This window comes from Halomonas sp. HP20-15 (genome assembly GCF_033446685.1).
Classification (GTDB): domain Bacteria; phylum Pseudomonadota; class Gammaproteobacteria; order Pseudomonadales; family Halomonadaceae; genus Modicisalibacter.
The window spans coordinates 502,466-514,729 of the sequence record NZ_JAWQLY010000001.1 but is presented as its reverse complement, the minus strand read 5'-3'; the positions used below and the strand labels follow the sequence as shown (position 1 = coordinate 514,729).

Genomic DNA, 12,264 nt, shown 5'->3' with positions numbered 1-12,264 from the left:
ACAAGGACGAGGAGGCGCCGATCTTCCAGGTGGCCGACTATGGCCTGGTCGGCGACCTGTTCGAGATCCTGCCGCAGCTCGAGCAGGCGCTGTAAGTTCGAGTCGACGGCGGCCTGGTGCCGCCTTCCATGCCCGACCTCTCAAAGGCCGGCCCTCCCGGGTCGGCCTTTGTACTTGAGTCAATCGATATCGCCGTGTGCCTGCGTTGATAATGGTTATATTTTGTATTAGCGTGGCGATCATTTCATCGGCATGCCGAGCCGATAGCCTACTCGGAGCAGTGTAGTGAATAAGCGGATCATGACGATGTGCGACGCACCCCGGCGTAGCGGCGGCGCGGTGCTGGTCTGTCTGGCGTTGCTGGGCAGCGCGCAGGCGCTGGCCCAGGACGCAGGGCGCGAAGCGCGGGCGGAAGGCGCGCTCGTGGGAGAAAGTGTCGAGGCGCAGCAGAGCCAGGCGCAGCTTCAGCAGAAGATCGATGCCGCCGACGACGCCACGCGTGAAGCGCTACGCGAACTGCGGCGTGTCGAGCGCGAGGCGCGACGGCTCGAAGCCTATAACGAAGAGCTGGCGCGCCAGGTCGACGAGCAGGACGAGACTATCGAGCATCGCCAGCGGGCCGTCGAGCAGCTCGCCAATGCCGAAGAGCGCCTGCCGGTACTCACCCGTCGGTTGGTGGCTCGCCTCGAGCGGCTGGTCTCGGCCGATATGCCGTTCCTGCACGACGAACGTCAGGCGCGCCTCGCGAGTCTCGACCGGATGCTCGACAGCGGTGAATTGTCGGCCGCCGACAAGCTGGACCGGGTACTGGCCGCTTGGCGCACCGAGCTGGACTACGGCCGTGAGGTGGATGCCTGGCATGGCTCGCTGAGTACAGGCGACGAGGATCTTGAGGTCGACTATCTGCGCCTGGGGCGGCTGGGCTGGTACTGCCTGACCCCCGATGGTCAGCAGGGCGGCGTCTGGCGCAGCGGCGAGCAAGGCTGGCGCTCGCTCGACGCTGACGCCTTGCGTGAGGTGCGCAAGGGCCTGCGTATCGCTCACGAGGAGCGCGCGCCGGCGATGCTCGACCTGCCGCTGTCGGTAACCCCCGAGCAAGGCCAGGAGCAGCCATCGCAGCAGGGTCAGGAGGACGCATCATGAGGCGATTGCTAGCGATGAGCGCATTGCTCGCTACGGTGCTGTCACCCGTGGCCCTGGCACAGCAAACCTCGGAACAGGCCGGTGGCGAGGCGACACCGTCGTTGTCCCGGGTGCTCGAGGATTTTCGCGCCGACAGTCAGGCGGCCACCGGCCGCGACAGGCAGCGCCTGGCGGCATTGCTCGATGACCGCGAAGCGCTCGAGGCCGCGCTGGGCGAAGCCCGGGCGCGGCTGACAGCGGCCCAGGGGCGGCGTGAGGCGCTGGAAAGCCAGCGCAACGAACAGCGCCGGCGCTTGAATCAGTTGCGCGAGCAGGCCGGCAATCAGACCGGCGATCTCGGCGGCGTTCAGGATGTCATCAGCCAGCGGATCGGCGCCCTGCGCGACGAGATCGGCGATAGCTGGCTCACGGTAGGCAGCGCCCTCAGCCTGCCCGAGCGGCCGGCCGACGATGCCTTGCTCAACCTCGAGGACCTGGCGACGCTCGGCGATAGCCTGGCGCAACTGACCGCGGAAAGTGGCCGCGTGGTGCGCTTCGAGGCGCCGGTGGCCGGGCGTAGCGGTGAAGTGACCCGGCGCGAGGTCATGCGTCCCGGGGCGTTCGCCGCCTTTAGCGAGGGTCAGTTGCTGCGCCAGCCGGGCGACGGCGATGCGCTGGCGGTGATCGAGCGTACACCCGACGAGGTGAGCGAGGCCCTGCGGGCCTATCAGCAGGGTCAGCGCGAGGCGCTGCCTCTCGATCCGAGCCAGGGTCAGGTGCTCAAGGCGCTGTCGCAGCGTCCCGACGTGTGGCAGCGCTTTCAGCATGGTGGCTACGTCGGTTATGTCATCGTCGCGCTGGGCGTGCTGGGGCTGTTGGTGGCGGTATTCCAGTACGCTTACCTGTTGCGTGTGTCGCAGCGCCTGCGCCGACAGCTGCGCGATACGACGACGCTCCACGACGACAACCCGCTGGGACGGATCCTCAAGCGCTTCAAGGCGCTGGGCGAAGGGCACGCTCCCGAGGCCCTCGAGGCGCGTCTCGACGAGGCGTTGCTCGCCGAGCAGCCGCGCCTCGAACGCGGCCAGCCGCTGGTCAAGCTGCTCGCCGCGGTAGCGCCGCTGCTCGGCCTGCTGGGTACGGTGACCGGGATGATCGTCACCTTCCAGTCGATCACCGTGTTCGGCACCGGCGACCCGCAACTGATGGCTGGCGGGATCAGCCAGGCACTGGTCACCACCGTGCTGGGGTTGATCACGGCGGTACCGTTACTGTTCGCGCAGACGGCACTGGCCAGCCGCAGCCGCAGCCTGGTCGGCCAGCTCGAGGGGCGCGCCAGCGCGGTACTGGCCGATCATCTCGAGGGGCGCCAGAGCCATCCGGAGAGTCGTCATGCCCATCCTGCTTGAGCCCTTGGCGCGGCTGGTTGAAACCGGCGGCATCGTGCTGGTGGTGATCGCCGTGGTGGCCATGGCGCTGTTCTCGCTGGCGCTGGAGCGTGGCCTCTACTGGCGTTTTACCCATCGCCGCGCGCGCCGCGAGCTGATCGCTCGCTGGACCTCGCGGTCCGAGCATATCAGCTGGAGTGCGCTGACCCTGCGCGAGGTCTGGACCCGCGAGCTGATCGCCCGCTTGCGCCGCCCGCTGCCGTGGCTAAAGTTGCTGGTCGCGCTGTGCCCGTTGCTGGGGCTGCTGGGCACCGTGACCGGCATGATCCAGGTCTTCGACAGCCTGGCGCTGACCGAGGTCGGCCAGGCCCGGGCGATGGCCGACGGCGTCGCCCGGGCGACGTTGCCGACGCTCACCGGCATGGCGATCGCGGTGGTCGGGCTGCTGTTCACTACCCGTCTCGAGCAGGTCATCCGTCGCGAGGACCAGCGCCTTCACGACCGGATGGCGCGCGCCGTGGAGGCAAATCATGCGTAGACGTCGAATGAGCAACGGCGACGAGGGCGCTGAGGTCAACCTCACGCCGATGCTCGATGTGGTATTCATCATGCTGATCTTCTTCATCGTCACCACCAGCTTTACCAAGGAGAGCGGCGTCGAGATCGAGCGTCCCGAATCGTCGGCCGCCAGCGCGCGCCCCGACGCCCAGGTGATGGTCGCCATCACCCCGCAGGGCGCGGTCTGGGTCGACGGCGAGCCGGTCGACGTGCACCGCGTCGGTACCGTGGTTGCCGGACTGGTCAGCGAGCGCGGCGGAGTCGTCGTGCAGGCCGACCGCGAAGCCACCACCGGGCTGCTGATCGAGGTCATGGATCGCATCCGCGAGGCCGGCGTCGACAACCTGGCGGTGGCGGCGACGCGGGGCAGTCCCTGATGCGTCACCTGCTCGGTTCGCTGGGCGGCGTACTGCTGACGCTGGTGCTGTTGACGTTACTGGCGCTGCTGGTCACGCCCCCGGTCGACGATCGACCGAAGATCGAGGAGCCGCTTTCGATGTCGATGGTCGAGGCGCCCCGGCAGCAGTCTCCGAACAACGCACCGGCGCCGGCCCAGGCGGCGCCCACGCCACCCGCCGAGGCACCGCCGCCCCCTCCGCCCGCGCCATTGCCAGCGCCCAGTCCGAGCAGCCCGGTCGCCTTGCCGACGCCCGAGGTACCGGCGATGGAAGTTCCCGAGGTGCCGCTGGACGCGGAACTGCCCGAGCTGACGACTCAACAGCCGAAGCCCAAGGCTCAACCGAAGCCGAAGCCCAAGGCTCAACCGAAGCCGAAGCCGAAGCCCGAGCCGGCGCCCGAGCCCCAGGCCAGCCCCGAGCGGGTCGCCGAGGCCGACGCGACGCATGCCAGCGAGGACTCCAGCCAGCGGAGCGAGCGGGATAGCGCCCAGGGACCGGCCAGTGCCTCGGGGCCGGTGGGCTCGCCGCAGCCGACGCGCAAGGTGCCGCCCGAGTACCCGGCGCGTGCGCAGCGACGCGGTCTGGAGGGCTATGTCGAGGTGCGCTTCACGATCCTCCCCGACGGTAGCGTCGACAGTGATTCGCTGCGGGTGACCGATGCCGAGCCGCGCAACGTCTTCGAGCGAGCGGCGATGCGGGCGATCTCGCGCTGGCAGTTCCCCGAGTCCGCGTCGCCCCGTGAGGCTCGTCAACGTCTGGTGTTCCGACTCAAAGGGTAGTCATGATGCATGCGCGCTTGCCCAAGCCCGCCGTCGTACTGTTGGCCGGCTTGCTGTCGTTGACGCTGCCGGGCCTGGCCTGCGCCGCGCCGGCGTTGCGCCCGGACATGGTGCAGAGCCTCGAGCGCATGCAGTCGCGTCTCGACGGTGGAGATCCCGCGGCCCTGGCTGACGATGCCCGCGCGGCCGCGGCACGCCTGGAGGGTGGCAACGCGGCCGATCGCTGGGCGCGGGCGCTGTTCCTGCAGATCGCCGCGAATGCCGAGCGGCGTCGTGACAACCCCGTTGCCGCGGCCGAGCTGCTGGCCCAGGCGCGAAGCCTCGACGGTATCGAGCGTGAGTACCGCCGCCGATGGCTGCATCAGGAGGCGCGGCTGCGGCTAAGTGCCGATCAGACCGCACGCGGCGTCGAGTTGCTCGGGCAGTGGCTGGAGCAGGACGAGGCAGCGGCCGATGACGGCAATCGCTGGTTGATGGCGCAGGGGCTGGCCCAGCTCGAGCGCTGGGAGGCGGCCGCCGAGTGGGTCGATCGCGCGCGGCGGGGAGCGGGCGCTACTGCGGATGGTCGGCGCCTGGAACTCGCGGCGAGCATCTATCAGCGTGCGGGCCGCGAGCGCGAGGCCCTCACGAGCCTCGATGCCTTGCTCGGCGCCGCTGAGGTGACAGCCGATACCTGGCGACGTGCCGCGGGCCTGGCCCAGCGGCTCGATCATCCCGGTCGCGCCGCGGCGATCTGGGAAGCCGGCTGGCGGCGTGGCGCGCTGCAGGGCGAAGCCGCCCTGCATCAACTGATCCAGCTGCACAGGGCCGGCGGTACGCCGGCGCGCGCTGCCGAGCACCTCGAGCGGGCGCTGGCCAACGGCCAGTTGGAAGATAATCTGGCCAATCGTCGGCTGTTGGCGCAGGCCTGGAGCGCGGCGCGTGATCGTGACGCGGCGCTCGAGGCATGGCACGCGGTAAGCGAGCGTAGCCAGAAGGGTGAAGACTGGCGTCAATTGGGCGAGCTTGCCTATGCCTGGGGGCGCTGGGAATTGGCCATCGAGGCGTTGCGTCGAGCACGTCGGGCGGGCGAGGCGACACCGCGCGACTGGTTGCTGGAAGGCGTGTCGGCACTCGAGCAGGGTGATCGCGAGGTCGCCAGGGCGGCCTTCGAGGCGGCCCGCCAGGCGGGTGCCGAGCAGGCCGAGGCATGGCTGGATTCGCTGCAAAGCCGCGCCGCTGGTGTCGGCGCGGAAAGTGCGAAGAAGGCGCGGTCGGGCTAGCCGGGCGACGGAAATCCTTCCAGGTCCAGATCGAGCCATACCGGGGCATGGTCCGACGGTCGGGTCATGCTGCGCAACGGATAGTCGATGCCGGCGTCGCGGACCCGCTCGGCGAGCGGGCGCGTGACCAGGATGTAATCGATGCGCAGGCCGCGCTTGGGATCGCGCTCGAAGCCGCGCGAGCGGTAGTCGAACCAGCTGAAGGTATCGCAATCCTCGGGGTGGCAGAGCCGGTAGCCGTCGTCCAGGCCCCATGTCCTAAGACGCTGTAGCCATTCGCGCTCCTCCGGCTGGAAGCTGGTCTTGCCTTCCCGCAGCCAGCGCTTGCGGCTGGACTCGCCGATGCCGATATCGATGTCCTCGGGCGAAATATTGAAATCGCCCATCAGGGCGAGCCGCTGATCGGGGCGGAAGTCGCGCTCGAGATGCTCGCTGAGCTTGGCGTAGAACGCGCGCTTGTGCGGGTACTTGACCGGATGAGCGATGTTCTCGCCCTGCGGGAAGTAGCCGTTCCAGACGATCAATTCCTCGCCGTCGTCGCCGCACAAGCGGGCGCCGATCAAGCGCCGCTGGGCGTCCTCACCATCTTCGGGCAGACCGTAGAAGACTTCTTCGGGTTCGCGCCGGCACAGCAGGGCGACCCCGTAATGGCCTTTCTGACCGTGGTAATAGACGTGATAACCTAGGGCGCGAACGGCCTCGAGCGGAAACTCGTCATCGTGGACCTTGGTCTCCTGCAGGCCGATCACCGCGGGGCGATGGCTTTCTATCAGCGCTTCGAGCTGATGCAGGCGCGCACGTAGCCCGTTGATGTTGAAGGATACCAGGCGCATCATGCATCTCCCTTCGGCGCGTCGCCATCGCGCGAATCGCTGCCGTGAAGGTCGAGCTTGCCCGCCTGCTGCTGGCGGGCAAGCTTGCGTGCAGCCTGAAGCTTGCGCTGCTGGCGCTTCTTCTCGGTGAAGCGACGCGACGAGACGATCTCGTCGGGATTGTCGTGGCGCCAACGGCGATAATCCTTGCGCTTGCCGGTGCGGATGGTCACCTTGTCGGCCAGCGAGCGAGTCTTCTTCTTGCGCGTCATGTAGGGCGGTTTCCTGAATCGTGCATTTGCGCATTCTACCAGCTCCCGGCCGGCTACCGACAGGTTGTGACCCGCGATGCGCGTGACGGGCTCTTGTTGCCAAGGGCTGGTACAATGGCGCCTTCATTATTTCCCATCGAACCGGAACAGAACTGCAAGCCTATGAGTGAGTCGGAAAAGACAGCCGCACCGGCCCAGAACCGCAAGCCCAAGCGTCGTCGCCGCAAGCCGCGCAAATCGCAGTCCAACTGGGATCTGCGCCAGTTCCAGGTGCCGCCGGTCGCCGGCAAGTGGCGCTTCCACGACTTCGACCTGCCGCTGCCGCTGATGCGGGCGATCCATGCGCTGGGCTTCGAATACTGCACGCCGATCCAGGCCGAGGCGCTGAGCCAGACCCTGCTCGGCGGCGACGTGGTCGGCAAGGCGCAGACCGGGACCGGCAAGACCGCGGCCTTTCTGATCGCCGCGCTGACCTACTTCCTCGAGGAGCCGGCGCCGGATGGCCAGAAGCCGGGTGCGCCGCGCGCGCTGATCGTAGCGCCGACCCGTGAGCTGGCGCTGCAGATCGAGAAGGACGCTAAGGCGCTGGCCCGCTTCACCTCGCTGAATATCGCCAGCGTGGTCGGCGGCATGGATTACCAGAAGCAGCGCGAACAGCTGGCTAAGAAGGTCGACCTACTGGTCGCCACACCGGGTCGCCTGCTCGACTTTCACGAGAAGCGCGACGTCGATCTCAGCCAGACCGAGGTGCTGGTGCTCGACGAGGCGGATCGCATGCTGTCGATGGGCTTCATTCCCGACGTCAAGCGGATCATCCGCCATACGCCCAAGACCGAGGAGCGTCAGACCTTCCTGTTCTCGGCGACCTTTACCGAAGACATCCTCAACCTAGCCAGCCAGTGGACGCATCAGCCGGCGCACGTCGAGATCGAGGTCACCGTCGACAACGCCGCCGACATCGACCAGCGCGTCTATCTGGTCAGCGACGACGACAAGCAGCGGCTGCTGGTCAACCTGCTCAAACAGGAATCCTTCGAGCGGGTCATGGTGTTCGGCAACCGTCGCGATCTGGTGCGCAAGCTCGATGAACTGCTGCGCAAGGCCGACGTCAATGTCGCCATGCTGTCCGGCGACGTGCCGCAGAATCAGCGCATCAAGACCCTCGAGCGCTTCCGCGAAGGCGAGCTCACGGTGCTGGTGGCGACCGACGTCGCCGGGCGTGGCATCCATATCGATGACGTCAGTCATGTCATCAACTATACCTTGCCCGAAGACCCGGAAGACTACGTGCATCGCATCGGACGTACCGGACGCGCCGGCGCCAAGGGCGTGTCGATCAGCTTCGTCGGCGAGGAGGACGCCTTCTCGCTGCCCGAGATCGAGCGCTATATCAACGACAAGCTGCCCTGCGAGCATCCGCCCGAAGGGCTGCTGTAGGGCTGTCGTAGGGATTTTGAAAGGATCGATCGATGCTCGACGAGGCCCTGAAGAACGAGATCCAGGCCGCTTATCGCCGGGTCCTAGAGGGCCTCGAGTTGACCCCGCGTTATGGTCAGCGGCTGATGATCGCCGAGATCGCGCGGACGCTGGCCGGCATCGAGGCCGACGACAGCGGGCGGCGGCTCTCCAACGAACACGTCTGCGTGCTCGAGGCCGGCACCGGTACAGGCAAGACGCTGGCCTATCTGCTGTCGGCGTTGCCGGTCGCCCAGGCGCGCGGCAAGCGGCTGGTGATTTCGACCGCCACGGTGGCGCTGCAGGAGCAGGTCCTGCATCAGGATCTGCCGGCACTCAAGCAACATAGCGGTCTGCAGTTCGACTACGCCCTGGCCAAGGGGCGGGGCCGTTATCTATGCGTCGCCAAGCTCGATCAGGCGTTGGATGGCACCGAGGAGAACCCGACCTACTCGTTGTTCGAGCAGGCCCTGGAGTCGCGCGACGGCGACGATTTCCACGGCCTGGTGCAGGAGCTCGCCGAAGCCTACGGTACCGGCCGCTGGGAGGGCGATCGCGACAGCTGGCCGGTGGCCATCGAGGACACCAGTTGGCGCAAGCTGACCACCGATCACCGCCAGTGCACCAACCGACGCTGCGGCCACTTCAGCGCCTGTGCCTTTTTCCGGGCCCGCCGGCATCTCGATCAGGCCGACGTGATCGTCGCCAACCACGACCTGGTGCTGGCCGATCTGTCCCTGGGGGGCGGGGTGGTGCTGCCGCCTCCCAAGGACTGCATCTACATCTTCGACGAAGGCCATCACCTGCCCGACAAGGCCCTCGAGCACTTCTATCATCGCTTCGGCGTCAACGCCACGCTGCGCTGGCTGCGCACTCTCAAGAAATCGCTGACCGAGTTGAATACTGCCCTGGCGGTGCAGCCGACCCTGGCGCGGCTGCTTGCGGGCTTTCCCGAGTCGATCGCCGCACTTGAGCCTCGCCTCGGCGAAGCCTATGCGCTGGGCCACAGCCTGGCCGAACTGCCCGATGGCGCCGGCGACGACACTCGCCATCACCGCTTCGCCATGGGCCGTGCGCCACAGGCTCTGCGCGAGTTGGCGGCGGCGCTGGTCACGCCGTTCGCCGAGTTGTCGCGCAATCTCGAGACGATGGCCGATATCCTGCGCGAGAGCCTCGATCCCGAGAAAGCCACCGGGCTCGAGCGCGAGCAGGCCGAGCCCTGGTTGCCACTGGTGGCGTTGCTGCACGGCCGCGCCCTCGAGGCGCATGCGCTGTGGCAGGCGATGGCCGCCGACGACAGCGAAGGCGAACCGCCGCAGGCGCGCTGGCTGACCTTCGACCAGCAGGGCGGCGAGAGCGAACTGACCTTCTCGGCGAGCCCGGTATCGGCGGCGGAGACGTTGGCGCGTTATCTCTGGGGCAGTTGCTACGGGGCGGTGGTGACCTCGGCGACGCTGACCGCGCTGGGGCGCTTCGAGCGCCTGCAGGAGCGGGCCGGACTGGCCAATCGCTACCGCTACCAGCGACTGCCGAGCCCGTTCGACTATTCCCGTGCGGTGCTCAGCGTGCCCCGCGAGGCGGTCGACCCGAGCAATCGCGATGCCCACGAGCGGGCGATCGGCGAGTTCATCGCCGAGCTCGGCGAACGCGAGGCGGTGCTGATGCTGTTCTCATCGCGGGCGCAACTACGTGCCGTCGAGAAGGCCTTGCCCGAGGCGCTGAGCAAGCGCGTGCTTGCTCAGGATCGTCTGCCCAAGCGCGAACTGATCGACCGCCATCGCAAGCGCGTCGATGCCGGCGAGGGCAGCATCATCTTCGGCCTGGCGAGCTTCGCCGAGGGCATCGACCTGCCGGGGCAATACCTGACCCATGTCGTCATTACCCGGCTGCCGTTCGCGGTGCCCGATGATCCGGTCGGCGCGACCCTGGCGGAATGGATCGAAAGCCGCGGTGGCAACCCCTTCATGCGCATCTCGGTACCCGATGCCTCGATCAAGCTGGTCCAGGCATGCGGGCGACTGATTCGCAAGGAAGCCGACGAGGGACGTATCACGTTGCTCGACCGGCGCGTGCTGACCCGCCGCTATGGGCAGGCGCTGCTCGATTCGCTGCCGCCGTTTCGCCGCGAGATCGATGGCCAGCCGAGCGCCTGATTGTTGATAAGAAACCGACAAGAACCACCGGGGCCTGCTCAATGCAGGCCCCGGTGGTTTGGCTCAGGCGAGTTCGACGGGTTGCCGCTTGTCGCTCAGGTACGCTTGCCGCGACGCTCGGCGAGTACCGGCTTGAGCTTGCCGGCCATGCGCTTGAAGGTGTCCTCGGTGGTCGGCCAGTCGATGCAGGCATCGGTGATCGACACCCCATATTCGAGCTGGGTCACGTCGTCGGGAATCGTCTGACTGCCCCAGCCGATGTGCGACTCGATCATCAGACCGATGATCGAGCGGTTGCCCTCGAGGATCTGATTGGTGACGTTTTCCATGACCAGCGACTGCAGTGCCGGGTCCTTGTTGGAGTTGGCATGGGAGCAGTCGATCATGATGTTGGCGGTAACGCCGGCCTTGCTCAGTTCCTGCTCGGCCAGGGCGACGCTGACGCTGTCGTAGTTGGGCTTGCCGTTGCCGCCGCGCAGCACGACATGCCCGTAGGCGTTGCCGCGGGTACGGATCACCGCGACCTGACCGGCCTGGTCGATGCCCAGGAAGTTGTGCGGATGAGCGACCGACTTCAAGGCGTTGACCGCGACGTCTAGGCTGCCGTCGGTGCCGTTCTTGAAGCCTACCGGGCTCGACAGCCCCGAGGCCATCTCGCGATGCGTCTGCGATTCGGTGGTGCGGGCGCCGACCGCGGACCAGCTGATGCAGTCCTGAAGATACTGCGGCGAGATCGGGTCGAGCGCCTCGGTGGCCAGCGGCAGCCCCATTTCGGTCAGCTCGACGAGCAGGCGGCGGGCGATATGCAGGCCCTCTTCGATCTCGAACGAGCCGTTGAGATGCGGATCGTTGATCAGCCCCTTCCAGCCGACCGTGGTGCGCGGCTTCTCGAAATAGACGCGCATCACGATATACAGACTGTCGCTGACCTCGTCGGCGAGCTTGCGCAGGCGGCGAGCGTAATCGCGAGCGGCCTCGATGTCATGAATCGAGCAGGGGCCGACCACCACTATCAAGCGTGGATCGTCGCCGTCGAGAATCCGCTGGATGGTCTGGCGTCCCTCGATGATGGTCTTTTCGGCGGTCGGAGAGAGGGGAATCTCCTGCTTGAGGGCATCGGGCGTGATCAGGACGTCTTGGGAGAGGACGTTGAGGTTGTTAACCTGCTGCTGGGACATTCAGCTACCTGCGATTCAGTCGGCAAAGGGAAAGCGTCTACTATCGCCCGGCTGCCGCGCTGAAATCAACGCCGGGGGCGATCGTCGAGACATGTGGCAGGCTGTCAATAGTGCAAAAAAATCGCTGTGCCTTGATGCGGGTCCCATAAACAGGAACACTTAGGCGCTAAATCGCTATCCAGCCCCAGGTCGAATCAATGAATCGTAATCGCGCCATGGCATTGCCGCGCTGCTTGCCGTCAGATCCGCTCATCGACGATGCGCGCCTGGAGAGGCATTGAATGGCCAACCGGGAAACCGACCAGCAGCTCGTCGAGCGCGCTCAGCGAGGCGATAACCGGGCTTTCGACCTGCTGGTCAAGAAATACCAGCACAAGATCATCGGCCTGATCGGCCGCTACGTGCACGATCATGCCGAAGTGCACGATGTGGCGCAGGAAGCCTTCATCAAGGCCTACCGGGCGTTGGCCAACTTTCGTTCGGAGAGTGCCTTTTATACCTGGATGTACCGGATCGCCATCAATACCGCCAAGAACCATCTGGTCTCCAAGGGGCGTCGCCCACCGGGCAGCGACCTGGACATCGGCGATGCCGAGATCGTCGACCACAGCGGCCGGCTGTCCGACATCGAAACGCCCGAGGCGTCGATCGCCCGCGACCAGCTCGAGGCGGCGGTGTTCGAGGCGATCGAGCAGTTGCCCGAGGACCTGCGCACGGCGATTACGCTACGCGAGCTCGATGGCCTGTCCTACGAAGACATCGCCAATATCATGCAGTGTCCGGTAGGTACGGTGCGCTCGCGGATATTCCGGGCGCGTGAGGCGGTGGATCGGCATATCCAGCCGCTGCTCGAGAACCCGCGCAATCAGGACCTGGTCCAGCAGTGA

At 66.7% G+C, this 12,264-nt stretch carries 12 protein-coding genes; 9 read left to right on the top strand and 3 right to left on the bottom strand.

The annotated features are described in order from the left end of the window. Positions 1–285: 285 nt before the first annotated feature. From R6258_RS02375 to R6258_RS02350, 6 genes are read left to right on the top strand one after another with little or no spacing between them, the layout of a single operon-like run. Positions 286–1,143, top strand: a complete 858-nt coding sequence (locus R6258_RS02375) for a DUF3450 domain-containing protein (RefSeq protein ID WP_318446883.1) — start codon at positions 286–288, stop codon at positions 1,141–1,143. Further along, a complete protein-coding gene (locus R6258_RS02370) occupies positions 1,140–2,531 on the top strand; it encodes a MotA/TolQ/ExbB proton channel family protein (protein ID WP_318446881.1) in 1,392 nt (463 codons plus the stop codon). The genes R6258_RS02375 and R6258_RS02370 overlap by 4 nt, the downstream gene beginning before the upstream one ends. Continuing rightward, positions 2,515–3,048 (top strand): MotA/TolQ/ExbB proton channel family protein, encoded by a 534-nt coding sequence (locus tag R6258_RS02365; protein WP_318446879.1) that lies wholly within the window; start codon positions 2,515–2,517, stop codon positions 3,046–3,048. The genes R6258_RS02370 and R6258_RS02365 overlap by 17 nt, the downstream gene beginning before the upstream one ends. Beyond that, positions 3,041–3,445, top strand: a complete 405-nt coding sequence (locus R6258_RS02360) for a biopolymer transporter ExbD (protein ID WP_318446877.1) — start codon at positions 3,041–3,043, stop codon at positions 3,443–3,445. Before R6258_RS02365 ends, R6258_RS02360 begins: the two co-directional genes overlap by 8 nt. Next, complete coding sequence (locus R6258_RS02355) at positions 3,445–4,245, top strand: TonB family protein (protein ID WP_318446876.1); 801 nt, start codon at positions 3,445–3,447, stop codon at positions 4,243–4,245. Before R6258_RS02360 ends, R6258_RS02355 begins: the two co-directional genes overlap by 1 nt. Positions 4,246–4,247: 2 nt before the next feature. Beyond that, the gene (locus R6258_RS02350) at positions 4,248–5,507 is read left to right on the top strand and encodes a hypothetical protein (RefSeq protein WP_318446873.1); all 1,260 of its coding nucleotides are present in this window, start codon (positions 4,248–4,250) and stop codon (positions 5,505–5,507) included. On the opposite strand, the gene xthA is transcribed toward R6258_RS02350, so the two are convergent. Together xthA and R6258_RS02340 are read right to left on the bottom strand one after the other, a co-directional pair. Further along, entirely contained in the window at positions 5,504–6,340 is an 837-nt protein-coding gene (gene xthA, locus R6258_RS02345; protein ID WP_318446909.1) for an exodeoxyribonuclease III, read from the bottom strand. The genes R6258_RS02350 and xthA overlap by 4 nt on opposite strands. Continuing rightward, positions 6,340–6,591, bottom strand: coding sequence for a hypothetical protein (locus R6258_RS02340; protein ID WP_318446870.1), 252 nt, complete (start codon positions 6,589–6,591; stop codon positions 6,340–6,342). The genes xthA and R6258_RS02340 overlap by 1 nt, the downstream gene beginning before the upstream one ends. Positions 6,592–6,753: 162 nt before the next feature. Between R6258_RS02340 and rhlB the strand changes: the two genes are divergently transcribed. Together rhlB and dinG are read left to right on the top strand one after the other, a co-directional pair. Then, a complete protein-coding gene (rhlB, locus tag R6258_RS02335) occupies positions 6,754–8,028 on the top strand; it encodes an ATP-dependent RNA helicase RhlB (RefSeq protein WP_318446868.1) in 1,275 nt (424 codons plus the stop codon). 32 nt (positions 8,029–8,060) lie between these two features. Continuing rightward, on the top strand, positions 8,061–10,199 hold the full coding sequence (gene dinG / locus R6258_RS02330; RefSeq protein WP_318446865.1) for an ATP-dependent DNA helicase DinG: 2,139 nt from the start codon (positions 8,061–8,063) through the stop codon (positions 10,197–10,199). 95 nt (positions 10,200–10,294) lie between these two features. Here dinG and R6258_RS02325 read toward each other — a convergent pair whose 3' ends face one another. After that, positions 10,295–11,377 (bottom strand): 3-deoxy-7-phosphoheptulonate synthase, encoded by a 1,083-nt coding sequence (locus R6258_RS02325; RefSeq protein WP_318446862.1) that lies wholly within the window; start codon positions 11,375–11,377, stop codon positions 10,295–10,297. A gap of 281 nt (positions 11,378–11,658) precedes the next feature. Between R6258_RS02325 and rpoE the strand changes: the two genes are divergently transcribed. Further along, entirely contained in the window at positions 11,659–12,264 is a 606-nt protein-coding gene (gene rpoE, locus R6258_RS02320) for an RNA polymerase sigma factor RpoE (protein ID WP_318446860.1), read from the top strand.